This is a genomic window from Rhizobium sp. Pop5 (assembly GCF_024721175.1).
Lineage (GTDB): Bacteria > Pseudomonadota > Alphaproteobacteria > Rhizobiales > Rhizobiaceae > Rhizobium.
Map to the genome: position 1 here is coordinate 3580001 of NZ_CP099399.1, position 24021 is coordinate 3604021.

Here is a 24021-nt window from a genome sequence, read left to right on the forward strand (position 1 = left end):
GGGAGTGCCAAAATGCGGTCTTTTCCCGGATTCCGAACGGCCTGACAGGGGCGGGAAAAGCGATCGTCTTTCGGCTTTTCGTGGAAAGAGCGATCTTTCGTCCCCCGGCGCCCCGACATCATCACAATCTACTGGTCATAAGAGGCGCACGATTCACACAGGCATACGCAGGCAGACTGCCTTTTCCCGGGGTGATTTGACTTCCATGCCCAAAATATGCACATCTTTCGCCCCAGCCAGGATGGCCAACCAATGCTTCCAGAGACGTCGAATGTAAGGACGCGGACCAGACTGCCATGATGACGGAGAAAATGATGATCCGCTCGTTGGGCAACGAGCCTCCGCTTCTGGCAGACGGCAGGCGCGCACCCGACCGGCGCGAGGTATCCCTGCGCTGGCTCTCGGGCACGTTCCTCACCGGCATTACCTCGTCCGTCCTGATGGGCGTCGCCCTTTTTGCCGCCCTTGACGGGCGCCAGCAACTGGCAATTCCCGCCGAAGCCTATGCGAGCGCCATGGCAGAAGCGCATGAGGATACGACGGTGGTCCGTGGCGGCCGGCTGATTGCGCCCGCCATCGCCGCAAAGCCGTCCGACCGCGCCATCATGGAAGTTTCGACCGTCGTCCACGACGGTGAGAAGGAAGTCGTTCGCCGTCAGCCTTTCGCACATGTGAAGATGACGCTCGCCGCCAACCACGTGGCGACCGAGGACTATCCCGACTTCGATCCCCTGGCGATCTTTTCCGCCGACGAGCCACAGCCGGCGCCGCAAAGCCGCACCGGCGCGCTCTATGGCTCGGATGTCGAATCCGAAGTCAGCCTGAAGACCATTCCCTTCCCGACCGCCAAGACCACCCTGCAGATGGCGTCCGGCCTGTCGTTCGAGGAGGTTGAGGAAAACGTACGCTCCAACGGTTCGGTGCTGACCGACGGCAACACCCAACTCGCAGCCCTGTATTACGTCGATCCGCGCCGTTTCTCCAACGAGGATGCCGATGTCGATCTGACCGCGGGTCTCTCCGCCCGCGTGCTCGAACAGAACATGACGGTTTCCGCGCCGGAATCGATCACGCCGCAGACCGAGGAATTCGCCGACGACATCCTGCCCGTGCGCGCGGATACGACGATCGCCAAGGCGCTGACGGATTCAGGCTATCCGCAGCAATATGCCGATGGCATCGCCGGCTATATCTCGCAGCAACTCGGCGCCGGCGACCTCGAGAAGGGCGACGTGCTACGCATCGGCATTATCCAGAAGGGCGAGCAGGCAAAGATCATCCGGGCGAGCGTCTACCGCGGCACGCGCCATCTCGTCACGGTCGCTGTCGACGACAAGGGCAGATACGTGCGGGGCAATGAGCCGCCCATGCTTGATGCCATCGCCACGGCCTTCGACGACAATTCCTTCGCTCCCGCGCCCGGCCAGAACCTGCCGCGCGTCTATGACGGCATTTATCGCGCCGCGCTTTCCTACGGCATGACCAAGGACATGACGGCGCTGATCATCAAGCTGCTTGCCAGCAATGTTGATTTCCAGGCACAGCTGCGACCGAGCGATATTCTGGAGGCCTTCTTCTCCGTCGCCGACAGCGCCGGCAAGGCGACCGAAGATTCAGAATTGCTCTATGTCAATGCTCGTTTCGGCGATACCCAGACCCGCTTCTATCGTTTCCAGGATCCCGAGGACGGCACGGTCGATTATTTCGACGAAAGCGGCAAGAGCATCCGACAGTTCCTCCTTCGCAATCCTGTTCCGAACGGCATCTTCAAGTCGGGCTTCGGCATGCGCCGTCATCCAATTCTTGGTTTCGCCCGCATGCACACAGGCGTCGATTGGGCAGCACCGCGCGGTACGGCGATCATCGCCGCCGGCAACGGCACCGTCGAAAAGGCCGGCTGGGATTCCGGCGGCTACGGCAACCAGACGATCATCCGCCATGCCAACGGCTATGAATCCTCCTACAATCACCAGAGCGCCATCGCCAAGGGCGTCGTGCCGGGCGCCAAGATCCGCCAGGGCCAAGTCATCGGCTGGGTCGGCACGACGGGCGAATCCACCGGCCCGCACCTCCACTATGAGCTGATCGTCAACGGCACCAAGGTCGATCCGCTGCGAATCCGCCTGCCGGGCGGCAAATCCCTGCAGGGCGAAGCTCTGGCGAAATTCGAGGACGAGCGCAAGCGCATCGATACGCTGCTCAACAATCAGACGCCGGATCAGGTGGCGAGCAAATAATCCCCAAACGAAAATGGCGGCTGAAGCCGCCATTTCTCTTTCTCTTGCAAAGCAATTTAAGCCGCTTCGCTTACCGTCTGCCGTGTCTTGAACTGCAGCCGGTCCGAACCGTTCGTCACCTTCACTGTCGATCCGTCCGGCACCTGACCGGACAGGATCTGCTCGGCCAGTGGATCCTGCACGAACTTCTGGATCACCCGCTTCAGCGGCCTTGCGCCGTAGATCGGATCGTAACCCTTGTTCGCCAGCCAATGCCGGGCTTCCTCATCGAGATCGATGACGATCTTGCGCTCGGACAGGAGCGCCACCAGCCGCTTCAGCTGGATATCGACGATCGCGCCCATCTCCTCGCGCTTCAGGCGATGGAAGAGGATGATCTCGTCGATGCGGTTCAGGAATTCCGGCCGGAAATGCCCGCGAACGACATCCATCACCTGCTCGCGAACCGTGTCACTGTCGTCGCCGTCCCTCAGCTGCGTCAGATATTCGGCGCCGAGGTTCGAGGTCATGATGATCATCGTGTTGCGGAAATCGACCGTCCGGCCCTGGCCGTCCGTCAGGCGCCCGTCATCGAGCACCTGCAGCAGGACGTTGAAGACGTCGGGATGAGCCTTTTCGATCTCGTCGAACAGCACGACCTGATAGGGCCTGCGGCGCACCGCTTCCGTCAGCGCCCCGCCTTCGTCATAACCGACATAGCCGGGAGGGGCTCCGATCAGTCGGGCAACGGAGTGTTTTTCCATATATTCCGACATGTCCATGCGCACCATCGCCGTCTCGTCGTCGAAGAGGAAGCGGGCGAGCGCCTTGGTGAGCTCCGTCTTGCCGACGCCGGTTGGGCCAAGGAAGATGAACGAGCCGATCGGCCGGTTCGGATCCTGCAGGCCGGCGCGTGCACGCCGCACCGCCCGCGACACGGCTTGAACCGCATCACCCTGACCGATCACCGATTTCGCCAGCTCGTCTTCCATCCGAAGCAGCTTGTCGCGTTCGCCTTCCAGCATCTTGTCGACGGGAATGCCGGTCCAGCGTGAAACGACATGAGCGATATTGTCGGGGATCACCACCTCCTGCACCATCGCACCGCGCTCGCCATCCTGCTTCTCGGCTTCGACGAGCTGCTTTTCCAAATCCGGAATGACGCCGTAAGTCAGCTCGCCGGCCCGCTGGAATTCACCCTTGCGTTGGGCGATCGCGAGTTCGTTGCGGGCATCGTCGAGCTGCTTCTTGAGATCGGCGGCAAGGCCGAGCTTCTGCTTTTCCGACTGCCAGCGGGCCGTCAGCGCATCAGCCTCCTCCTCGAGGTCGGCAAGCTCGGTCTCCAGCCGCTTCAGCCGATCGGCAGAGGCAATGTCGGTTTCCTTCTTCAGCGCCTCGCGCTCGATCTTTAGCTGAATGATGCGACGGTCGAGCTCGTCGAGTTCTTCCGGCTTGGAATCGACCTGCATACGCAACCGCGCCGCCGCCTCGTCCATCAGGTCGATCGCCTTGTCGGGCAGGAAGCGGTCGGTGATATAGCGGTTGGAAAGCGTTGCCGCCGCCACCAGCGCCGCATCGGCGATGCGCACCTTGTGATGCTGCTCGTATTTTTCCTTCAGGCCGCGCAGGATCGAGATCGTGTCTTCGACAGTCGGCTCATCGACGACGACAGGCTGGAAGCGGCGGGCAAGCGCCGGATCCTTCTCGACATGTTTGCGATATTCGTCGAGCGTGGTCGCACCGACGCAATGCAGCTCGCCGCGGGCAAGCGCGGGCTTCAGGAGGTTGGAGGCGTCCATCGCTCCGTCCGCCTTGCCGGCCCCGACCAGCGTGTGCATTTCGTCGATAAACAGGATGATCTCGCCGTTTTCCGCCTGCACCTCGTTGAGCACGGCCTTCAGCCGCTCCTCGAATTCGCCGCGGTATTTCGCACCGGCAATCAGCGCGCCCATATCGAGCGCCATCAGCTTCTTGTCCTTGAGGGATTCCGGCACGTCGCCATTGACGATGCGCAACGCCAGGCCTTCGACGATCGCCGTCTTACCGACGCCGGGTTCGCCGATCAGCACCGGGTTGTTCTTTGTGCGGCGGGAAAGCACCTGGATGGTACGGCGGATCTCGTCGTCGCGACCAATCACCGGATCGAGCTTGCCTTCACGGGCCTCCCCTGTGAGATCGCGCGCATACTTCTTGAGCGAATCGAAACCCTGCTCGGCATTGGAAGAATCCGCCGTCCGCCCCTTGCGGATGTCGTTGATGACCTGGTTAAGGCCCTGGGCTGTTACGCCGGCATTCTTCAGTGTCGAATAGGTCGAGGCCGAGGATTCGATCGCCAGCGCCTGCAGCAGGCGCTCGACGGTGACGAAGCTGTCGCCTGCCTTCTTTGCCGCCTCTTCGGCGGTCGAAAGCACCTTGGCAAGCGGCTGCGCCAGATAGATGTTGCCATTGCCGCCCGAAATCTTCGGCAACTTGGCAAGTACTGCGTCATTGGCAAGACGGGCTGCCTTGGCATCGCCACCGGCACGCTCGATCAGCGAGGCCGCCATGCCCTGATCGTCGTCGAGCAGGACTTTCAGCACATGTTCGGGCGTGAATTGCTGATGACCTTGCGCCAGCGCATAGGTCTGGGCCGACTGGATGAAACCGCGCACCCGCTCGGAATATTTCTCGATATTCATATTCTACCTCCATGGATCGCCCTGCCCTAACGAGGCGCAGACCGATGATTGAGATCGACCCCCTGAAAAGGCAGGCCGCGCTTGGCCCGTCTGGGATTTGGGCGAAGCAGTTCGAAGAGAATATGGTACGCTGTTTTAAGAGTTTAAAGGGCCCGTAAAATGAAAAACCCCGGCACAAGGCTGGGGTTTTTTAAGGGAATTCGAGCCGATCGAATGAGCATCCCACTCTCCCCGAGGGGAGAGATGAAATCCCTTATTCCGATGCGGCATCCGCCAGCACCGGCGCTTCGGCAGAAGCACCCTCGCCTTCGGAACCTGCATCGCCTTCTGCGCCGCGACGCGGGCGACGGGGGCGGTTGCCGGCGCTGCGGCGGCGGGGCTGGCGTTCGCGCGGCTGGCCGGCTGAGCCTTCCTCGTCCATGGCGACCTCGGCGGGAATGCCTTCGATCTCCGGCTGCGGGCCGGTTCCATCGATGACTTCGGGCTGGGGCGTCGGGGCAGGTGCTGCGGCGGCTGCCGGCTTCGGCTGTGCCTGCGGCTGATGCTGCCTGTTCTGCGGCGGCTGGACGACAACGACATCATCGCTGTCATTGTCGTTCGCATCGATATCGTCGCCATCGCGGTCGCCACCTTCGCGGTCATTGTATTCGCCGCGGTCGTCGCGCTGGAAGCGTTCCTGCATCTGCGCCTGGGCGCTTGCGATGATACGATTGTAATGTTCAGCGTGCTGGAGATAGTTCTCAGCTATCACGCGGTCGCCGGAGCTCTGGGCGTCGCGGGCGAGTTGCGCGTATTTTTCTGCGATATGCTGGGCAGTGCCGCGGATCTTCACATCGGGGCCGGAGCTGTCATAGGTCCGGGTCAGCGGATTGCCGCCCTTGCGGTTGAAATTGTTGTTATTGTTATTTCCACCGCCGCCATTGTTATTGTTGTTACCACGCCCTCGACCGCGCTTGTTCTGCTGTCCTGGCCTCATAGATCGTTCACCTGAATTCTCTGTTTGTGATGGATACATGGCACCAACCGCCATGACCGGAAAACCGGGTCAGGACCTTTGTGCCGCGAGCATACTGCGCCTTCGCGCCGACCTGCCGCTTGGTTCTCAAGTCAGTTTGACTGATTCACGCATTGGGTCGTGTTCAACCGTTGAAACTCTCGTTTAAAAGAGCGGACCCCCGAGGCAAACCAAGTACCGAACGAATCTCGTCCATTCCCATCTGCCCAACACGTGACCGCAACCTATATTGCTTCCCCCGGAAATCCAAGCCTTTTCTTCGCAATAGCAATAATGTTCTGTTCAACGCCGGCAATTATCGCCGGTCACGCGAGCGCGAACACGAGCACCCTGTCGTTCTGACCATAATCTTTAACGGATTTGAGGCACCTGAAGCCTTTCGCTTCGAAGATCGCCGTCACATCGTTTCGCTGATCGTAGCCGATTTCCAGTCCCACGACCCCATCGGGCCTCATGAACCTTGCCGCATCCTTGGCTATGGCTTTGTAGGCGTCAAGCCCATCCGGGCCGCCATCCAGCGCTGCAACCGGATCAAATTTCGTCACTTCGGGAGCGAGATCGTGAATAACATTGGAAGCAATATAGGGCGGATTTGAGACAATCGCATGAAACGAGCCCTGAATGTTCTCGAACCATTTCGACTGCACGGCCTGAAAGCGATCCTGCAACCCGTTTCTTTCCGCGTTTGACTTTGCCGTCCGAAGTGCATCCGACGATATGTCGCTGCCGATACCTGACGCGTCGGGACATTCGCTCAAAAGCGCAAGGCATATTGCCCCGGTCCCGGTTCCGATATCAAGGATATGGAGATGCCCCTCGACCTTTGCAAGGTCCGTGAGATAACCAAGCACCGTATCGACGAGAATTTCCGTATCGGGGCGCGGTTCCAGCGTTTCTGATGAGAGCCCAAGCGGCAAGCCGTAGAATTCCCGCTCACCGAGAATGCGGTGCACCGGCTCATGGGCAAGCCGCCGCTCCAGCGCCTTCAAAATTTCCTCGGCCTGCTCTGGAGAAAGCCTCTCGGCCGATCGCGTCAGGAGCTCGGTCGACGACAGTTTCAGGAGGCCTGCGACAAGCAGCCGCGCGTCTGTCGCCGGATCGGCAATACCGCCTTCGGTAAAGCGACGTCGCGCTTCGGCAAGCATCTCGGCGACCGTCGGGCTCACTGCTGTTCGCCGAGCTGAGCCAGCTGGCCTGCCTGGTAATCGGCCATCAGTGCGTCGACGACCTCCTCGATCTCGCCTTCCATCATCCGGTCCAGCTTGTAGAGCGTCAGGTTGATGCGGTGGTCGGTGACGCGCCCCTGCGGAAAATTATAGGTGCGGATGCGCTCGGAGCGGTCGCCGGAGCCGACCTGGCTCTTGCGATCGGCCGAGCGTTCGCTGTCGGCCCGCTGCCGCTCGGCGTCGTAAAGCCTGGAGCGCAACACCTGCATCGCCTTGGCGCGGTTCTGGTGCTGCGATTTTTCCGAGCTGGTGACGACGATGCCCGTCGGCAGGTGGGTGATGCGCACCGCCGAATCCGTCGTGTTGACGTGCTGGCCGCCGGCGCCGAAGAGCGCATCGTATCGATGCGGATGTCTTCCGGTCGGATCTCGATGTCGATCTCCTCGGCCTCCGGCAGCACGGCCACCGTCGCAGCCGAGGTATGGATGCGGCCGCCGGCCTCGGTTTCCGGCACGCGCTGCACGCGGTGCACGCCGGATTCGAATTTCAGCTTGGCGAAGACGCCCCGGCCGGTGATCGTCGCGATGATTTCCTTGTAGCCGCCGGCTTCGCCCTCGCTTGCCGAGAGCACCTCCACTTTCCAGCCCTTCTCGGCGGCGAAGCGCTCGTACATGCGAAAGAGATCGCCGGCGAAAAGGGCGGCTTCCGAACCGCCGGTGCCGGCGCGGATTTCGAGGATCGCGCTCTTTTCATCAGCCGCATCCCTCGGCAGCAGCAGGATCTGCATATCCTGCTCCAGCACTTCGATCCGCTCCCTCACCTCGGGCAGTTCGAGTTCGGCGAGATCGCGCATGTCGCGGTCGACCGATTTATCTTCGAGCAGCGCGTCGAGATCCGCAAGCTCGGCGACCGCTTTCTCATAGGCGCGGATCTTGGTGACGACAGGCTGCAGCTCGGAATATTCGGATGCAAGCTTCACATAGACGTCGGCCGCCGGGCCTGCCGACATGCGCGCCTCGATCTCGCCGAAACGGCGTTCCAGCTCGCGCATCTTTTCAACGGGAAGCTTCGCCACCCTTCACTCCGATTCTTCTTATGTCTGTCTAAAGGGGAATATTGTGGCTCTCGGCGAAGCGGGCAAGCACTTCGCGCATCGGCACCGTCGCGTGGCTGTCGTCCAGCACCTCGTCCATTGCCTTCGTCAGCGCGCCGACATCGAGCCCGAGCAGCATCGCCTTGACAGGCCCGATCGAGGCCGGCGACATCGAAATCGAACGGAAGCCGATGCCGAGCAGTGCCATTGCCGAGATCGGCTTGCCGGCAAGCTCGCCGCAGAGCGTGACCGGCGTCTTGTTGCGGTCCGCGCCGCGCACGATATCGCGCAGGATCCGCAGGAACGGCTTGCCGAGCGGATCGAATCGGTCCGAAACGCGCGCATTGCCGCGATCGACGGCCATCGAGAACTGGAAGAGATCGTTCGAACCGACCGAGACGAAATCGACCGCTTCCATCAGTTCGTCGAGCTGCCACAGCAGCGCGGGCACTTCAAGCATCGCCCCGAATTGCAGCTTGCGCGGCAGTCCGTGGCCGAAACGCGAGAGATGCTGCACTTCCTTCTGCAAGAGCTCGCGCACCATCTTCAGCTCGGAAACCTCGGTCACCATCGGCACCATCAGTTTCAGCTCGGTGTCGGCCGATGCCTTCAGCATCGCGCGCAGCTGGGTGCGCAGCAGCCCCGGCCGGTCGAGCGACAGCCGGATAGCGCGCCAGCCAAGCGCGGGGTTTTCTTCCTCATGGCCGCGGAAATAGGGCACCACCTTGTCGCCGCCGATATCGAGCGTGCGGAAGGTGACGACACGGCCCGCCGCCTGCTTGATCACATTGCGGTAGAACTGCTCCTGCTCCTCCGCCTTCGGCATGGTGGAGGCGATCATGAATTGCAGCTCGGTGCGAAACAGGCCGATGCCCTCCGCACCCGATTCCGAAAGCTGCGGCAGATCGACCAACAGGCCGGCGTTCATCATCAGCGAGATGCGCTGTCCATCCTTGGTGACCGGCTCGATGGCGCGCAGCGCCCGGAATTGCTCCTGCCGCCTGGCACGGAACCGGACCTTTTCCTCGTAGGACCGCCGATGATCGGCCATCGGCCGCAGATGCACATGCCCCTCGTCGGCGTCGATGATGACGGCATCGCCGTTCTCGGCGAGCGCCACCACGCCCGCCGCCTGGCCGATGACGGGAATGCCCATGGCGCGCGCGACGATCACCACGTGGCTCGTCACCGCCCCTTCCTCCAGCACCAGTCCGCGCACGTTGGCGCGGGGATAATCGAGCAGCTCGGCCGCCCCCATGGCGCGCGCAAGGATGATCGCGTCGTTGGGGAAACCCTCACCGGTCGTCCGCCCGGTATAACCCGTCAGCTGCCTGAGCAGCCGGTTCGCCAGGTCCTCGAAATCATGCATGCGTTCGCGCAGATAGGGGTCGGTCAACCGCATCATCCGCGCCTTGGTGTCGCTCTGCACCTTCTCGACCGCCGCCTCCGCCGTCAGGCCGTTGCGGATCGCCTCCTCGAGCTTGCGCACCCAGCCCTGATCATGCGCGAACATGCGATAGGTTTCGAGCACCTCGCGATGCTCGCCCTCCATCGACACGTCGCGGCGCGACAGCATGTCGTCGATCGAAATCCGGAGCGAGCCCATGGCTTCCGCCAGCCGCCGGATTTCCTTCTCGGCATCCTCGTTAAGCAGGTTCGTGACGACGATGCGCGGCTCGTGCAGCACGACGTAGCCGAGGCCGATGCCATCGTTATAAGTATCGCCGTCGATCGTCACCGAGCGTGTCAGGTCGAGTTCGAGGCCGGGCTTGGTGATCTTCTTGAGCTCGCCGGTGGCGATCATCTCGGCGAGCACCATCGCCGTCGTTTCGAGCGCCTCGACCTCTTCGTCGCGATAGTTGCGGCTCGCCTTGTTCTGTACGACTAGAACGCCGAGCGAGCGTCCGGTTCTGAGGATCGGCACGCCAAGGAAGGAATGGTAGATTTCTTCGCCTGTCTCCGGCAGGTAGCGGAAGGCCGGATGCGACTGCGCGTCGGAAAGGTTCAGCGGCTGAGCCGAAGCGGCGATGGTGCCGACGAGGCCTTGCCCCATCTTCAGCTGCGCAAGATGCACAGCCTCGCGGTTCAGACCTTCGGTCGCATAGAGTTCGAGCACGCCGTCGGCGCGCAACACATAGACCGAGCAGACCTCGGCCACCATGTTGCCGGCGATCTGTCGGACGATCCGGTCAAGGCGATCCTGCGGCTCCAGCGGCTCTGCCATCAACTCGCGCAGCCGCCTGAGCAGCACGCGCGGACCGCCGGAAAGGTCTCTCATGACGTCTCAAGCTCCCGAAACAACGCTCTATGTCGCGGCGGACCTGCCTCCGTCTCCTCAACCTGAAGGGGCAGGCCGCCCGCTGGGAATCAATTCTTATCCAGACCGTAGCAGGAATGCAAAGTCCTGACAGCGAGTTCTGCATAAGGACCGTCAATCAGGATAGAAATCTTGATCTCGGAGGTGGTGATCGCCTTGATGTTGATGCCTTTTTCGGCAAGTGCACGAAACGCAGTCGCAGCAACGCCGGCATGGCTGCGCATGCCGATGCCGATAACGGATACTTTCACCAGTCCCGATTCGTTCTGGACGACATCGTAGCCGATCTTCTCCTTATGGTCGCCGAGCACCTTGATCGCCTTCTCGACGTCGCCCGACGGCACGGTGAAGGTCATGTCGGTCTTCGAGCCGTCCTCGGAAATATTCTGGACGATCATGTCGACATTGATATGGGATTCGGCAAGCGGCCCGAAGATCGCGGCGGAGACGCCCGGCCGGTCGGCAAGACGGCGAAGCGAGATCTGAGCCTCATCCTTGGCATAGGCGATGCCGGTGACTACTTCCTGTTCCACGATTTCATCCTCGTCACAAATCAGCGTTCCGGGCGGGTTCAACAGATCGCCCATGCCCGGAGCATCGGGATCTTCGAAAGACGAGCGCACGAAGGTACGCACCTTGTGCACCATGGCAAGCTCGACGGAGCGCACCTGCAGCACCTTGGCACCGAGCGAGGCCATCTCAAGCATTTCCTCGAAGGCGATCTTCTTCAGCCGGCGCGCCTGCGGCACGATGCGCGGATCGGTCGTATAGACGCCGTCGACATCAGTATAGATATCGCAGCGATCCGCTTTGACAGCTGCCGCGATGGCGACGGCCGACGTGTCCGATCCGCCGCGCCCGAGCGTGGCGAGGCGGTTGTCAGGCCCCAATCCCTGGAAGCCGGCGATGACGGCGACTTGTCCCTCGCCCATCCGCTTGATGATGTCGGAACCGTCGATCTCAAGGATGCGCGCCGCGCCATGGGCGTTGTCGGTGCGGATCGGGATCTGCCATCCCTGCCAGGAGCGCGCATTGATATCCATCGCCTGCAATGCGATGGCGAGCAGCCCCGAGGTCACCTGTTCGCCGGAGGCGACCACGGCATCATATTCGCGTGCGTCGTAAAACGGAGAATTGGCGCCGATCACCTTCGGCATGCCCTGCACCCAGCCGACCAGCTCATTGGTCTTGCCGGACATTGCCGAGACCACCACCGCCACCTCGTGGCCGGCATCGACTTCGCGTTTCACGTGGCGGGCAACGTTCTTGATGCGGTCCAGGTCAGCGACGGACGTGCCGCCGAATTTCATTACGATGCGTGCCATATGCCTCTACCACGACTGGCGCCGGAGAGCGGAAACCCGGACCCGGCATCACGAAAGCTCTGGGGCGGACCGCTTGGCGAAAAAGCAGGGTTTCCAATTTTGGAACCGCTCTAAAGCCCAGGCCCTGAGGGCCCCAAGTTGCGGCGTCTCTTAGCGAGTTTGGCGGGGGGAGGCAAGCGCGCAGGATAAAAGCATTGCCGAGCCGCCTGCGTGCTGTCTCTCCTCCGGTCCCCGCCCCTTGACTTATGCGCCCGATCGTCCGACTTCACATCTCACGAACGAAGGAGTGGACGATGACGGAAACCGCCAGAAGCACGATCGACCAGAGCGAAGTGGACCGCTTCTCGGCGATGGCGGCGGAATGGTGGAGCCCGACCGGTAAGTTCAAGCCGCTGCACAAATTCAATCCCGTCCGCCTCGCCTATATAAGAGACAAGGCCTGCGAGAATTTCGGCCGTGACCCGAAGAGCGCCCGTCCCCTCGAGGGGCTGCGCGTGCTCGATATCGGTTGCGGCGGCGGCCTCCTGTCCGAGCCCGTCGCCCGCATGGGCGCCTCGGTGGTCGGCGCCGATCCCTCAGAGAAAAATATTGGCATCGCCTCGACCCATGCGAAGGCCTCCGGTGTTTCGGTCGACTATCGTGCCGTCACCGCCGAGGAGCTCGCCGATGCCGGCGAGACTTTCGATATCGTCTTGAACATGGAAGTGGTCGAACATGTCGCTGACGTCGAATTCTTCACGACGACCTGCGCGAAAATGGTCCGCCCCGGCGGGCTGATCTTCGTCGCCACCATCAACCGCACGATGAAGGCTGCGGCGCTCGCCATCTTCGCCGCCGAGAACATTTTACGCTGGCTGCCGCGCGGCACCCACCAGTATGAAAAGCTGGTGCGCCCCGAAGAGCTGGAAAAGCCTCTGGCGGCAAGCGGTCTTGAAATCACCGATCGCACCGGCGTCTTCTTCAATCCGCTGTCGAACCAATGGAACCTGTCCCGGGATATGGATGTGAATTATATGCTTCTGGCGAAGCGGCCGGCATAACTGCGCGATCGGTTAGTCGGCTACACTTTCAGTGTTTGAACACGGGCAAGCAGATCCTTTTGGGTTTCGGCATTGCGCGCGGCAAGCTCCTTGACCCGACGGCGATCGATTATCATCTCGGCTCCATCAGGCCCATAAGGCTGCTTGAACGTAAAAGCGCGAGGGCCTGGCCCGTGATCGGCGAGATATTCGAGGCGTTCGACGCCCTCCTGCCAATCCGGCCGATGATGTGGCGACACCCACCACAGAACCAGCGGCGGCCATGTCTGTTTCAGATTCCAGTTGCGGGCGTGTTTCAGCGCCTCGGCATGTACGCCGTTGTAGGTAAAGGCCATCAGGCACTCGATATCGGTCCAGATCGAAAGGGAGGAGGGCGCGGACGTAAAGCCGCTGCCCTCAATATATCGGGGAAAGACCTGAACGCCCCAGCTTCTGGCTCCTGGATAACCGGCATAGCCGGAGCGCCCAATGAAGCCGCACGCACGCGCGGCGGCTTCGAAATTCAAAGGTTCGCGGAGAACGAAGCCTTCGACCGCTTCACTTTCGGCAGGCGCGACGTGCAGGCCGAAATTGTAGAAGGCCAGTCGCGCGGACTGCATCTCAGTTCACATCCTCCGGCAGTACCGGGATGGCCGCGATTTCGATACCCTCTTCCACAAGCGCTTGCGCCTCGTCGACCGTTGCCTGGCCAATGATGCCCCGGGCCTCCGCTTCGCCGTAATGGATCTTGCGGGCTTCCTCGGGAAACTTCACGCCGACATCCTCGGAATTGGCTTTGACGGCTGCGACGGCCTCTTTCAGCTTTTCGAAGGCCTCCCGGCGCATCGCATCCATCGCCAGCGTCTGCCTCTCGTCCTTCTTGCGCGCGGTCGATACCGAAGGCGCCATCAGGAGCTTGGAAATGGCGGCGGAATGGCAGACGGGACAGGTCAAAAAACCGGTCTCGATCTGACGGTCGAAATCGGCGCTTTCCGAAAACCAGCCTTCGAAATCATGGGCATTGTCACAGGTAAGGGAATAACGGATCAAGCCGCGACGCCTCCCGCGACTGCCACCACGATCTTCTCGACCGAGAATTCCCGACCATTCTTCAGGTTCGGGATCTTGTCATGGGCGGCCTTGACCGCGCCGGGGTCGATTTCCGCGATGATGACTGCCTCGCCGGTGCCCTCGGCCGAGGCCAATACCGTGCCCCAGGGGTCTATGATCATCGAATGGCCGAAGGTCTCGCGTCCGTCTTCGTGCCGGCCCGCCTGCGCGGCGGCAATGATGAAGACGCCATTCTCGATCGCACGTGCCCTGAGGAGGATCTCCCAATGCGCCTCCCCGGTCTGCTTGGTGAACGCGGCAGGAACCGTCATCACCTCAGCGCCGGCAACGGCTTGGGCGCGAAAGAGCGCCGGGAACCGAACGTCGTAACAAATGGCAAAGCCCATTTCCGCGAAGGGCAGTGACAAGACACGCGCTTCCGAGCCGGCTGTGTAGGCGGCGCTTTCGCGCCAGCTCTCGCCGTTGTCGAGGTCGACGTCGAACATATGGATCTTGTCGTAACGATTGAGAATCCCGCCGTCGGGACCGAAGAGAAAGCCGCGATTGGCAATCTTGCCGTCGGCGAGCGCAATGGCCGTCGAACCGACATGCATATAGATGCCGAGCTCCCTGGCAAGCTCAGCGCCGGTCTTGACGATGATGTCATGCGTCTCATCGGCCAGCACGGCGCGTGCCGCTGCGCGGTCGCGCTGCAGCATGCCGGTCATTTCGGGCGTCTGCACATAGGTCGCGCCCTGGGCTGCCGCTTCACGTACCAGCCGTGCCATGGAGGCTGCGTTCGTCACCGGATCGACCCCGGAGCACATCTGAACGGCGGCGGCTTTGAAGCTCATCGGTTCGCCCTCAGGCCGCCAGCATCGGATCGAGCTTGCCGGCCCGATCGAGCGCAAAGAGATCGTCGCAACCGCCGACGTGGTCGACCCCGATGAAGATTTGCGGAAAGGTGGTGCGTCCGTTCGACTTGCCAATCATTTCCTGCCGAAGATCCGGCGAGAAAGTCGCATCGTGCTCGACATATTCGACGCCCTTTTCTTCGAGAAGGGACTTGGCGCGGGTGCAATAACCGCAGAACTGGCGTGTATAGATTGTGACGGGTACCATGATATCTCCAGACGGATGCCGGGTATTTTCTGTCATATAGGCTCGGAAAGAGCCCTTGCAAAGGTCAAAACCGTGATATCGGCAGCCCCTGCCTTGCGCAGCGTCCGGCTTGCAGCAGCAACCGTCGCCCCTGTCGTATAGACGTCGTCGACGAGCACGATACGCTTTCCGAACACATCGTTTTCAGAACCCTTGGCAATCGCAAAGGCGCCTCTGACATTGTCCTCGCGCGCCTTCGCACCGAGACCGACCTGCTGACTGGTGCGCTTGACGCGGATAAGGGTAGCTGCCAGCAGCGGCTTGCCGGAGAGCCCCGCCATATGGCGGGCAAGCTCGGCCGCCTGGTTGAACTTGCGCGCCAGCATGCGGGTGCGGTGCAGCGGCACCGGGATCAGCCCGTCACAGTTTTCAACGGTCCCGTCGGAAGCGCGCAGCATCCAGGCGGCCATCATCGGCGCCAGATCGGTGCGATCGCGATATTTGAGACCGTGAACGAGATCGCGGACCGCATGGTCGTGGGTCGCCGCCGAACGCAGCCGGTCGAAGGACGGCGGATTGGCGATCGCCTCGGCGCTGAGGATGCCGGCGCCGAGATCATGCGAGAAGGGAACGCCGAGCACCTCGCAATAGGGCCGTTCGATGAAGCGGATGCCGGACCAGCATTTCGCGCAGAGGCCGCGATGGCCGCTGGTCGAAACACCGCAAACTGAACAGGCTGGCGGATAGAGGAAATCCGCAAGCACCGAAAAGGGCCGCAGAATGTGCGCGCGCAGGAGCTGTACCGATTGTCCAAGGTGGATCGACTTCATGCCGTCGAGACTAGCCTGTTCTCCGCGAAAGGAAAATCGCCTTGCTGCTTCAGCGGGGCGGGACTATGGACATCGCCATGGAAACGATCTTCGACAGAGCCCTGATCGCCGCACATCGCCATCGCGCGCTTGCCGCCAGCGATCCGAAAGCCGCCTTCCTGCTCGATGTCGCCGCCGAGGAAATGGCTGAAAGGCTTGCCGTCGTCGAGCGGCGCTTCGAGACGGCCGTCGAGCTGCACGGCGCGACAGGTGCTGCGGCCCGCGCTGCAATGGCGACCGGCAAGGTCGGCAGGATGATCCGCGTGGAAAGCGAAAAGGCCTATGCCGGGCCTGATGAAACCCTGATCGAGGCACCGCTCGAGGACGTGCCGCTAGAGCCGCAATCGGCGAACCTCATCCTTGCGCCGCTCAACCTGCATCTGACCAACGATACGCCAGGTGTTTTCATCCAGATCCGCCGCGCCTTGAAGCCGGATGGCCTGTTCCTGGCCGCGATCCCCGGCGCCGGCACGCTGCAGGAGCTGCGCGAAGTGCTGCTGGCAGCCGAAATCGAGATGACGGGCGGCGCAAGCCCGCGCGTCATTCCCCTCGCCGACGTGCGTGATGTCGGCAGCCTCCTGCAACGCGCCGGCTTCACCTTGCCGGTGATCGACGCAGAGAACTACACGGTACGCTACGACTCGCTCTTTCCGCTGATGCGGGACCTCCAGGCGATGGGCATGAGCAATCCGCTCGCCGCCCGCAGCCGCATGCCGCTGACGCGCGCCTTCTTCCTGCGCGCTGCGGAGATCTATGCCGAACGTTATTCCGATCCGGACGGACGCATCCGCGCGACCTTCTCGATCATCTATGTCTCGGGATGGGCTCCGCACGAAAGCCAGCAAAAGCCGCTGCAGCCGGGCTCCGCCAAGGCACGTCTTGCCGATGCGCTGAAGGTCGACGAGCACAAGCTCAGACAATAACCGCCGACGGCTTTGTCAATTCGCAGGCAGATTGTCGTTGATCACGTTGAAGACGTTCTGCAGGGCATTGGTGAAAATGCCGAGACCGGAAATGAGCGCGGTGCAAATGAGGGCGGCGATCAGGCCATATTCGATCGCCGTCGCACCTCTGTCATCTGCAAAAAATGCCTTCAAAAGACGCATTACCCCATCCTCTGCGTGAACCGACTGCAACAACAAATTCCCTGGCCATCAGGCGACGGCCGGCATTTTCAGCAACCGGCGCCGACCCCGTATCCCTGGACGACGCAGACCGAGCCCGGCGTATCCTGAAGGACGCTGCGGCGGATCGTATACCGCTTGCCGCTTTCGCTCTTCGGGATCGACCCCGTCGTCATCGTGTCGAATTCCGCCGGCGCGCTGGCAAAGACACTTTTTTTCGAGGAATCCGCAAGCATAGGCGTCAGAATGAGCGTAAGCGCCACCACTGCCGTGCCGAACAGAAGGGCGATATTGAGCGCACCCGTCCTGCGCGAGGCAGACGAAGCCCGTTCCTTTTCCCGGACAGCTTTCCAGAAATCATCGTCCATGACTCAAGCCTTTTAATACATGCACGCCAGATGCTTGATTGAGGCCGATCTTTGGCAGAAGGTGTTAAACGATCCATTAATATCCACAGGCGAAAACGGCGCTGCGCGATAATAATCAGGTAACGCTAAAGTAAATCCTGCAGCATCGGGATGAGCGGTTCGTCAGCCGGCGGCATCGGGTAGTCGCGCAACGCCTGCGGACGCACCCATTTCAGCGCCTGGCCCTCGCGCCCCACGGGAATGCCCTCATAACGCCGGCAGATATAAAGCGGCATCAGAAGGTGGAAGGTCTCGTAGGAGTGGCTCGCGAAGGTGAGCGGCGCAAGGCAGGCGATCTTGGTCTTGATGCCGAGCTCTTCCTCGAGTTCGCGCACCAGCGTTTCCTCCGGCGTTTCGCCGGATTCGACCTTGCCGCCGGGAAATTCCCACAGCCCGGCAAGCGACTTTCCCTCAGGCCGCTGTGCCAACAGGATCCGCCCGTCGGCATCGATCAGCGCGCAGGCGGCGACCAGCAATATCTTCCGGCCTGCCTCACTCATCGTGGCTCCCGCTGCCAATAGCAATAATGATAGGCATCGCGAAAGCCGAGGCGCTCGTAGAGGGCGATGGCCGGACGGTTGGAAAGCTTCACCTGCAGCCAAGCCGAGCGGGCGCTTCGCATGCGCGCCCAGCGCAGCGCCGAGGTCAGGATCTCTGTGCCGAGTCCCTCGCGCCGTCGCGTTTCGGAAACCGAAAGCGACATGATGCCGGCAAGGTCGTTGTCCTGGACGCAGAGCACCGTCGCAAGCGGGCCGTCCACTGCATTCTCGATCATGAACAGGCCCGACGGCGGCTTGATCGCCGAAATGATTTCGGCGAGCGCCGGTTTCAGCGTCGCCGGCGCCTGATCAACGGCAAGATTGGCGTCGACGAAACGGCCGACATCGTGCGTCGGCAGGTGATCGAGCGTATCCGGCAGCTCCGCCTCGGCCAGATCGCAGGTCATCACGACCGTCTCATCGAATTGCGTCCAGTCTTGCGCGCGCAGAAGATCGATCAGCACCGGCGAGGCAAGCGGCGTCTGTCGGACGACGGCGGCGCGGCCATAAGCCTCGAACTTCCGGCTCGCCTTTTCCAGGCGGATTTCAACGTCGCGATGATCCGAGGGATCGAGCGGCACGATGGAATTCAGCCGGTTGGACGGGTGGCCGGCCGTCAGCCGCACCTGCCAGCTGCCGTCATATTGCACGGATGCCGCCGGCCAGGCTCGGAAGCCGACGGCCTCCAGCCTGCGAACCAGCGGCAGATTTTGTTGGGAAATGGATGCCTGCGCCAATGAACGATCAGCTCCGATAGTCGCCGTTGATCGCAACATATTCCTTGGTGAGGTCGCAGGTCCAGACGGTTGCCGAACCTGTGCCGAGGCCGATATCGACTTTGACGGGGATATCCTGCGCCTTCATGACGTCAGAGGCGGCCTGCTCGGAATAATCGGGGTCGCGCTCGCCGTTGACGGCAACCCTGACGTCGCCGAACCAGATGGCCAGCCGGTCACGATCGGCCATCTCGCCCGATTTGCCGACGGCCATGACGATGCGGCCCCAGTTGGCGTCTTCGCCGGCGGCCGCCGTCTTGACCAGCGGCGAATTGGCGATCGAGAGCGCAATGCGCTTGGCAGCGGCATCGCTCTCGGCACCCGTCACCGTGATTTCGAGCATCTTGGTCGCGCCCTCGCCGTCGCGCACGACCTGCAGCGACAGGTCCTTCAGCACTTCGTTGAGGGCGGCGCGGAAGGCGGCAACGCGCGGGTCGTCGGCGCGTTCGATGCGGGCTTGGCCATCCTCCGCCGCCGCACCCGTTGCAAACAGCATCAGCGTATCAGAGGTGGACGTGTCGCTGTCGACGGTCATGGAATTGAAGGTCGGGCCGACGCCGTCGGACAGAAGCACCTGCAGCGCGGCGGGCGCGATATCGGCATCGGTGACGACGAAGGAAAGCATCGTCGCCATGTCCGGCGCGATCATGCCGGCGCCCTTGGCAATGCCGTTGATCGTCACTGTGACCCCGCCGATCTCGGCGCTGCGGGTCGAAACCTTCGGATAGGTGTCGGTCGTCATGATCGCCTTGGCGGCCTCGAACCAGAAATCGCTGGTCGCCTCCGCCTGCATTTGCTGCAGCACACCGGAAAACTTGGTGGCATCGAGCGGCTCACCGATGACGCCGGTCGAAGCCAGGTAAACTTCGTTTTCATCGCAGCCGACGGCAGCCGCGGCCGACTTCGCTGTCAGCGCGGTCGCCTGGCGGCCCTTCAGGCCGGTGAAGGCATTGGCGTTGCCCGAGTTGACGACGACGGCGCGCGCAGAACCATGAGGAAGGTTGGCGCGGCAGAAATCGACCGGAGCCGACGGGCACCTGGAGCGGGTGAAAACACCAGCCACGGCCGCAGGCTTGTCGAAGACCATCATCAGCACGTCGGTGCGGTTCTTGTATTTAATGCCGGCAGAAGCCGTCGCCATGCGCACGCCGCGCAGCGACGGCATGGAGGCGAAAGATTTCGGAGCGAGCGGGGAGACGGAACCGGACATGATGCGACACCTGCCAAAGAGCATTTCGAGGCGAAATCGGAACCGGTTCGCCGTCCGGAAATGCGACAACACGATAATAGTGAAGGGCCCGGAAAAACCGGGCCCTGATGCGAATATTACTGCTGCGGCGCCGGCGCGGCGGGCTCGCTGCCCGGCTCCGGCTGCTTGTTGGCTTCGTCGTAGCCCTTGCGCAGCGTCTCGTCCATAATCTCGACCTTGGCGGAGGTCTTCGCCTGGGCGAGAAGTGCAAGATACTTGTCGCGCATGACCAGCTGACGAACCTGATCCTGTACCTGCTCGAACGGCGGCGGAGCGGCGTCGCGCTTGTCCTCGACCTTGATCACATGATAGCCGAAGTCGGTCTTGACGGGCGTCTTCGAATAGGTGCCCTTTTCAAGCGCGAAGGCTGCGTCCTCGAATTCCTTGACCATGCGGCCGCGGGTGAAATAGCCGAGATCGCCGCCTTCCGACTTGTTCGGATCGGTGGACTTTTCCTTGGCGAGTTCGGCGAAATCCTTGCCGGCGTCGAGCTGCTTGATGATGTCCTTGGCCTCTTCCTCGGTCTTGACGAGGATATGGCGGGCGTGGACTTCCTCCTGCTTCGGCAGGGCCGCGACCTCCTTGTCGTAGCGCGCCTTGACTTCCTCGGGGGTCACGGTGTCGACGACATGCTTCTTGAAATAGGCATTGTGCAGCTCGCGATCGGCGAGATACTGCATGCGCTTCTTGAATTCATCGGTCTGGTCGAGCTTCTCGGCGATGGCGTCGGCTGCGAGCAGCTTCACATCGATGGCGGCCGACAGGGCTGCGACCTTCTTCTGCTCATCGGGCAGCTGCGCCAGCTGCGGATCGAGGTTGGCGACAGCGAGATCGAGTTCGGACTGATGGATTTCCAGGTTGCCGACCTTGGCGACGATAGCATCGTCAGCGAAGGCGGGCGCCTGGAGCGCAACAAAAGTTACAAATGCCAGCGCGGCGAATTTGTTGGTGCTCAACATGAAATACCCTTCACAGTTACATCGCCGGCTTCAGTGTGCCCTGAATCCAGCCCAAAATAGCCATCAACACCGGAATGTGGCCTTTCTGTATCCGCCAAATCCGTTGACATCATTCGACCCCCCTCTTATCTGTCACGCAACCTCGCGTCCAGAACAGTTTCCGGGCGTTTTAAGCTGCGCGCCTGATTTTCGGCTGGGCCGCCAATAAGAAACGCCGGGGATGAAATATTGAGAAAGGGCCAGTCACATGGTCAGCTTTGGCGGTATAGCCCGCAAGTTATTTGGATCGTCCAATGATCGCCGCGTGCGGTCGTATCAGCCGAACGTCACTGCCATCAACTCTATCGAAGAGAAGACGAAGGCCCTGACGGACGAGCAGCTCGCGGCAAAGACGGCGGAATTCCGCGCGCTTCTGGCCGAGGGCAAGACGCTCGACGACATCCTGGTTCCCGCCTTTGCGGTGGTGCGCGAGGCCTCGCGCCGCGTTCTCGGCCTGCGACCTTTTGACGTACAGCTGGTCGGCGGCATGATCCTGCATTCGAATGCGATCGCCGAGATGAAGACCGGCGAAGGCAAAACCCTCGTCGCCACCCTGCCGGTCTATCTGAACGCGCTTTCCGGCAAGGGCGTGCACGTCGTCACCGTCAACGATTACCTCGCTCAGCGCGACGCCGCGACCATGGGCCGCGTCTATGGCTTCCTCGGCATGACCACGGGCGTCATTGTCCACGGCCTCTCCGATGAGGAGCGCCGCGCGGCCTATGCCTGCGACATCACCTACGCCACCAACAATGAACTCGGCTTCGATTATCTGCGCGATAACATGAAGTATGAGAAGAACCAGATGGTCCAGCGCGGCCACAATTTCGCGATCGTCGACGAAGTGGATTCGATCCTCGTCGACGAGGCGCGCACACCGCTGATCATCTCCGGTCCCCTCGACGACCGCTCCGAACTCTACAATACGATTGACGCCTTCATTCCGCTGCTGGCGCCCAGCGATTATGAGATCGACGAGAAGCAGCGCTCCGCCAACTTCTCCGAGGAAGGCACCGAGAAGCTCGAAAACCTGCTCCGTCAGGCCGGCTTGCTCAAGGGCAACGCGCTTTACGACATCGAGAACGTCGCGATCGTCCACCACATCAACAACGCACTCAAGGCCCACAAGCTCTTCCAGCGCGACAAGGACTATATTGTCCGCAACGATGAAGTGGTCATCATCGACGAGTTCACCGGCCGCATGATGCCGGGCCGGCGTTATTCGGAAGGTCAGCACCAGGCGCTCGAAGCCAAGGAAAGGGTGCAGATCCAGCCGGAAAACCAGACGCTCGCCTCGATCACCTTCCAGAATTACTTCCGCATGTACGACAAGCTCGCCGGCATGACCGGTACGGCGCAGACGGAAGCGGAAGAATTCGGTAACATCTACAATCTCGACGTCGTCGAGGTTCCAACCAACCTGCCGATCAAGCGCATCGACGAGGACGACGAGGTCTACCGGACCTTCGACGAGAAGTTCAAGGCGATCATCGAGGAGATCCTCGACGCGCACAAGCGCGGTCAGCCGGTGCTCGTCGGCACCACTTCGATCGAAAAGTCGGAACTGCTCGCCGATCGCCTGCGCAAGCAGGGCTTTGACGACTTCCAGGTGCTGAATGCCCGCTACCACGAGCAGGAAGCCTATATCGTCGCACAGGCGGGCGTTCCGGGCGCCGTCACGATCGCCACCAACATGGCCGGCCGCGGCACCGACATCCAGCTCGGGGGCAATCTGGACATGCGCATCGAGCGCGAACTCGGCGAGGTCGAAGCAGGCCCCGAGCGCGACGCCAGGGTTCAGGCGATCATCGAGGAAATCAAGAGCCTCAAGGAAAAGGCGCTTGCAGCCGGCGGTCTCTACGTGATCGCCACCGAACGCCACGAGAGCCGGCGCATCGACAATCAGCTGCGCGGCCGCTCCGGCCGTCAGGGCGACCCGGGCCGCTCGAAATTCTACCTTTCGCTTCAGGACGACCTGATGCGCATCTTCGGTTCCGACCGCATGGACAGCATGCTGACCAAGCTCGGCCTCAAGGAGGGCGAGGCGATCGTCCATCCCTGGATCAACAAGGCCCTCGAGCGCGCGCAGAAGAAGGTCGAAGCCCGCAACTTCGATATCCGCAAGAACCTTCTGAAGTATGACGACGTTCTCAACGATCAGCGCAAGGTGATCTTCGAACAGCGCCTGGAACTGATGGAATCGACCAATATCTCCGAGACCGTCTCCGACATGCGCCGCGAAGTGATCGAGGATCTGGTCGACAAGCACATTCCGGAGCGCGCCTATGCCGAGCAATGGGATGCCGTCGGCCTGAAGACCGCCGCCGCCAACATCCTGAACCTCGACCTGCCGATCGAGGACTGGGTGAAGGAAGAGGGCATCGGCGAGGACGATATCCGCGAGCGCCTGACACAGGCCTCCAATGCCACCTTCACGGAAAAGGCCGAGCGTTTCGGCGACGACATCATGCATTATGTCGAGCGCTCGATCGTCATGCAGACGCTCGACCATCTCTGGCGCGAGCACATCGTCAACCTCGATCATCTGCGCTCCGTCATCGGCTTCCGCGGCTACGCCCAGCGCGATCCGCTGCAGGAATACAAGTCGGAAGCCTTTGAACTCTTCACCGGGCTGCTCAATAATCTGCGTGAAGCAGTCACCGCCCAGCTGATGCGCGTCGAGCTGGTGCAGCAGGCGCCTGCCGAGCCGGAACCGCCGCTGATGCAGGCCCATCACCTGGATCCGACGACCGGCGAGGATGATTTCGCGCCGATCTACCAGGCCTCCGAAGTCATCATCTCGCCTGAGAACCGCAATCCTGACGACCCCGCCACTTGGGGCAAGGTCGGCCGCAACGAGGCCTGCCCCTGCGGCTCCGGCAAGAAATACAAGCATTGCCACGGCGCCTTCGAACAGGTCTGAGCCAAATCCCATCCATCCCCAAATGCCGCCTTCGGGCGGCATTTTCTTTTCTGCGGCAAGACGGGAAAACCGGCATTCCGGCCTCGGCGGCGAGGCTGATCCGGAACCGTTTCTTAACCCTGATCTGTCAAGACTTCGCGGACGATTTGCCTGACC

20 protein-coding genes and 1 pseudogene are annotated in these 24021 nt (G+C 61.7%); 4 read left to right on the forward strand and 17 right to left on the reverse strand.

The window, feature by feature from the left end:
- Window positions 1-296 precede the first annotated feature (296 nt).
- Window positions 297-2237, forward strand: a complete 1941-nt coding sequence (locus tag NE852_RS19765) for a M23 family metallopeptidase (protein WP_258155974.1) — start codon at window positions 297-299, stop codon at window positions 2235-2237.
- A gap of 56 nt (window positions 2238-2293) precedes the next feature.
- On the opposite strand, the gene clpB is transcribed toward NE852_RS19765, so the two are convergent.
- From clpB to NE852_RS19795, 6 genes and pseudogenes are all read right to left on the reverse strand, one after another.
- Window positions 2294-4894, reverse strand: a complete 2601-nt coding sequence (gene clpB, locus NE852_RS19770; RefSeq protein ID WP_008527532.1) for an ATP-dependent chaperone ClpB — start codon at window positions 4892-4894, stop codon at window positions 2294-2296.
- Between the two features lie 253 nt (window positions 4895-5147).
- Window positions 5148-5870, reverse strand: a complete 723-nt coding sequence (locus NE852_RS19775; protein ID WP_258155975.1) for a DUF4167 domain-containing protein — start codon at window positions 5868-5870, stop codon at window positions 5148-5150.
- Between the two features lie 344 nt (window positions 5871-6214).
- Window positions 6215-7075, reverse strand: coding sequence for a peptide chain release factor N(5)-glutamine methyltransferase (prmC, locus tag NE852_RS19780; protein WP_008527543.1), 861 nt, complete (start codon window positions 7073-7075; stop codon window positions 6215-6217).
- Window positions 7072-8150 (reverse strand): annotated as a pseudogene (gene prfA / locus NE852_RS19785) (peptide chain release factor 1). The gene prmC and the pseudogene prfA overlap by 4 nt, the downstream one beginning before the upstream one ends.
- Window positions 8151-8178: 28 nt before the next feature.
- On the reverse strand, window positions 8179-10446 hold the full coding sequence (gene ptsP / locus NE852_RS19790; protein WP_258155976.1) for a phosphoenolpyruvate--protein phosphotransferase: 2268 nt from the start codon (window positions 10444-10446) through the stop codon (window positions 8179-8181).
- A gap of 89 nt (window positions 10447-10535) precedes the next feature.
- Window positions 10536-11810: an aspartate kinase gene (locus NE852_RS19795; RefSeq protein ID WP_064686444.1), complete on the reverse strand. Its 1275-nt coding sequence runs from the start codon at window positions 11808-11810 to the stop codon at window positions 10536-10538.
- Window positions 11811-12103: 293 nt separating this feature from the next.
- On the opposite strand from NE852_RS19795, the gene ubiG reads away from it, so the two are divergent.
- Window positions 12104-12850: a bifunctional 2-polyprenyl-6-hydroxyphenol methylase/3-demethylubiquinol 3-O-methyltransferase UbiG gene (gene ubiG / locus NE852_RS19800; protein ID WP_258155977.1), complete on the forward strand. Its 747-nt coding sequence runs from the start codon at window positions 12104-12106 to the stop codon at window positions 12848-12850.
- Between the two features lie 20 nt (window positions 12851-12870).
- Here the strand turns inward: ubiG and NE852_RS19805 are convergent, their stop codons facing one another.
- Genes NE852_RS19805 through NE852_RS19825 form a run of 5 tightly spaced genes read right to left on the reverse strand, consistent with a single transcriptional unit; the run spans window position 12871 to window position 15810 of the window.
- Window positions 12871-13449, reverse strand: coding sequence for a DUF3291 domain-containing protein (locus NE852_RS19805; RefSeq protein WP_008527588.1), 579 nt, complete (start codon window positions 13447-13449; stop codon window positions 12871-12873).
- Window position 13450: 1 nt separating this feature from the next.
- Entirely contained in the window at window positions 13451-13879 is a 429-nt protein-coding gene (locus NE852_RS19810) for a DUF1178 family protein (protein WP_008527590.1), read from the reverse strand.
- Window positions 13876-14733: a carbon-nitrogen hydrolase family protein gene (locus NE852_RS19815; RefSeq protein ID WP_008527593.1), complete on the reverse strand. Its 858-nt coding sequence runs from the start codon at window positions 14731-14733 to the stop codon at window positions 13876-13878. Before NE852_RS19815 ends, NE852_RS19810 begins: the two co-directional genes overlap by 4 nt.
- A gap of 10 nt (window positions 14734-14743) precedes the next feature.
- A complete protein-coding gene (gene grxC / locus NE852_RS19820; protein ID WP_008527594.1) occupies window positions 14744-15001 on the reverse strand; it encodes a glutaredoxin 3 in 258 nt (85 codons plus the stop codon).
- Window positions 15002-15033: 32 nt separating this feature from the next.
- A complete protein-coding gene (locus NE852_RS19825) occupies window positions 15034-15810 on the reverse strand; it encodes a ComF family protein (RefSeq protein ID WP_258155978.1) in 777 nt (258 codons plus the stop codon).
- Between the two features lie 77 nt (window positions 15811-15887).
- On the opposite strand from NE852_RS19825, the gene NE852_RS19830 reads away from it, so the two are divergent.
- Window positions 15888-16772, forward strand: a complete 885-nt coding sequence (locus tag NE852_RS19830) for a methyltransferase domain-containing protein (protein ID WP_008527606.1) — start codon at window positions 15888-15890, stop codon at window positions 16770-16772.
- A gap of 15 nt (window positions 16773-16787) precedes the next feature.
- Here the strand turns inward: NE852_RS19830 and NE852_RS19835 are convergent, their stop codons facing one another.
- From NE852_RS19835 to NE852_RS19860, 6 genes are all read right to left on the reverse strand, one after another.
- Window positions 16788-16955, reverse strand: coding sequence for a Flp family type IVb pilin (locus tag NE852_RS19835; RefSeq protein WP_258155979.1), 168 nt, complete (start codon window positions 16953-16955; stop codon window positions 16788-16790).
- Between the two features lie 68 nt (window positions 16956-17023).
- The gene (locus NE852_RS19840) at window positions 17024-17341 is read right to left on the reverse strand and encodes a hypothetical protein (RefSeq protein ID WP_258155980.1); all 318 of its coding nucleotides are present in this window, start codon (window positions 17339-17341) and stop codon (window positions 17024-17026) included.
- Between the two features lie 125 nt (window positions 17342-17466).
- Entirely contained in the window at window positions 17467-17880 is a 414-nt protein-coding gene (gene mutT, locus NE852_RS19845) for an 8-oxo-dGTP diphosphatase MutT (RefSeq protein WP_008537047.1), read from the reverse strand.
- The gene (locus NE852_RS19850) at window positions 17877-18695 is read right to left on the reverse strand and encodes an N-acetyltransferase (RefSeq protein WP_258155981.1); all 819 of its coding nucleotides are present in this window, start codon (window positions 18693-18695) and stop codon (window positions 17877-17879) included. The genes mutT and NE852_RS19850 overlap by 4 nt, the downstream gene beginning before the upstream one ends.
- Entirely contained in the window at window positions 18664-19905 is a 1242-nt protein-coding gene (argJ, locus tag NE852_RS19855; RefSeq protein WP_258155982.1) for a bifunctional glutamate N-acetyltransferase/amino-acid acetyltransferase ArgJ, read from the reverse strand. Before argJ ends, NE852_RS19850 begins: the two co-directional genes overlap by 32 nt.
- A 116-nt stretch (window positions 19906-20021) precedes the next feature.
- Window positions 20022-20903 carry a peptidylprolyl isomerase gene (locus NE852_RS19860; RefSeq protein ID WP_258155983.1) on the reverse strand — a complete coding sequence of 294 codons (882 nt, stop codon included), beginning with the start codon at window positions 20901-20903 and terminating at the stop codon, window positions 20022-20024.
- A 247-nt stretch (window positions 20904-21150) separates the two neighbouring features.
- On the opposite strand from NE852_RS19860, the gene secA reads away from it, so the two are divergent.
- Window positions 21151-23865, forward strand: coding sequence for a preprotein translocase subunit SecA (secA, locus tag NE852_RS19865; protein ID WP_258155984.1), 2715 nt, complete (start codon window positions 21151-21153; stop codon window positions 23863-23865).
- Window positions 23866-24021 lie beyond the last annotated feature (156 nt).

What these genes read in the sequence shown, in the direction of transcription:
- ptsP (WP_258155976.1), bottom strand. Translation starts at nt 10,446, where the DNA reads ATGAGAGACCTTTCCGGCGGTCCGCGCGTGCTGCTCAGGCGGCTGCGC.
- NE852_RS19815 (WP_008527593.1), bottom strand. Translation starts at nt 14,733, where the DNA reads ATGAGCTTCAAAGCCGCCGCCGTTCAGATGTGCTCCGGGGTCGATCCG.
- secA (WP_258155984.1), top strand. Translation starts at nt 21,151, where the DNA reads ATGGTCAGCTTTGGCGGTATAGCCCGCAAGTTATTTGGATCGTCCAAT.
- NE852_RS19775 (WP_258155975.1), bottom strand. Translation starts at nt 5,870, where the DNA reads ATGAGGCCAGGACAGCAGAACAAGCGCGGTCGAGGGCGTGGTAACAAC.
- mutT (WP_008537047.1), bottom strand. Translation starts at nt 17,880, where the DNA reads ATGAGTGAGGCAGGCCGGAAGATATTGCTGGTCGCCGCCTGCGCGCTG.
- NE852_RS19840 (WP_258155980.1), bottom strand. Translation starts at nt 17,341, where the DNA reads ATGGACGATGATTTCTGGAAAGCTGTCCGGGAAAAGGAACGGGCTTCG.
- clpB (WP_008527532.1), bottom strand. Translation starts at nt 4,894, where the DNA reads ATGAATATCGAGAAATATTCCGAGCGGGTGCGCGGTTTCATCCAGTCG.
- grxC (WP_008527594.1), bottom strand. Translation starts at nt 15,001, where the DNA reads ATGGTACCCGTCACAATCTATACACGCCAGTTCTGCGGTTATTGCACC.
- NE852_RS19830 (WP_008527606.1), top strand. Translation starts at nt 15,888, where the DNA reads ATGGAAACGATCTTCGACAGAGCCCTGATCGCCGCACATCGCCATCGC.
- argJ (WP_258155982.1), bottom strand. Translation starts at nt 19,905, where the DNA reads ATGTCCGGTTCCGTCTCCCCGCTCGCTCCGAAATCTTTCGCCTCCATG.
- NE852_RS19850 (WP_258155981.1), bottom strand. Translation starts at nt 18,695, where the DNA reads ATGTTGCGATCAACGGCGACTATCGGAGCTGATCGTTCATTGGCGCAG.
- ubiG (WP_258155977.1), top strand. Translation starts at nt 12,104, where the DNA reads ATGACGGAAACCGCCAGAAGCACGATCGACCAGAGCGAAGTGGACCGC.
- NE852_RS19835 (WP_258155979.1), bottom strand. Translation starts at nt 16,955, where the DNA reads ATGCGTCTTTTGAAGGCATTTTTTGCAGATGACAGAGGTGCGACGGCG.
- NE852_RS19860 (WP_258155983.1), bottom strand. Translation starts at nt 20,903, where the DNA reads ATGTTGAGCACCAACAAATTCGCCGCGCTGGCATTTGTAACTTTTGTT.
- NE852_RS19825 (WP_258155978.1), bottom strand. Translation starts at nt 15,810, where the DNA reads ATGAAGTCGATCCACCTTGGACAATCGGTACAGCTCCTGCGCGCGCAC.
- NE852_RS19765 (WP_258155974.1), top strand. Translation starts at nt 297, where the DNA reads ATGATGACGGAGAAAATGATGATCCGCTCGTTGGGCAACGAGCCTCCG.
- NE852_RS19805 (WP_008527588.1), bottom strand. Translation starts at nt 13,449, where the DNA reads ATGCAGTCCGCGCGACTGGCCTTCTACAATTTCGGCCTGCACGTCGCG.
- NE852_RS19795 (WP_064686444.1), bottom strand. Translation starts at nt 11,810, where the DNA reads ATGGCACGCATCGTAATGAAATTCGGCGGCACGTCCGTCGCTGACCTG.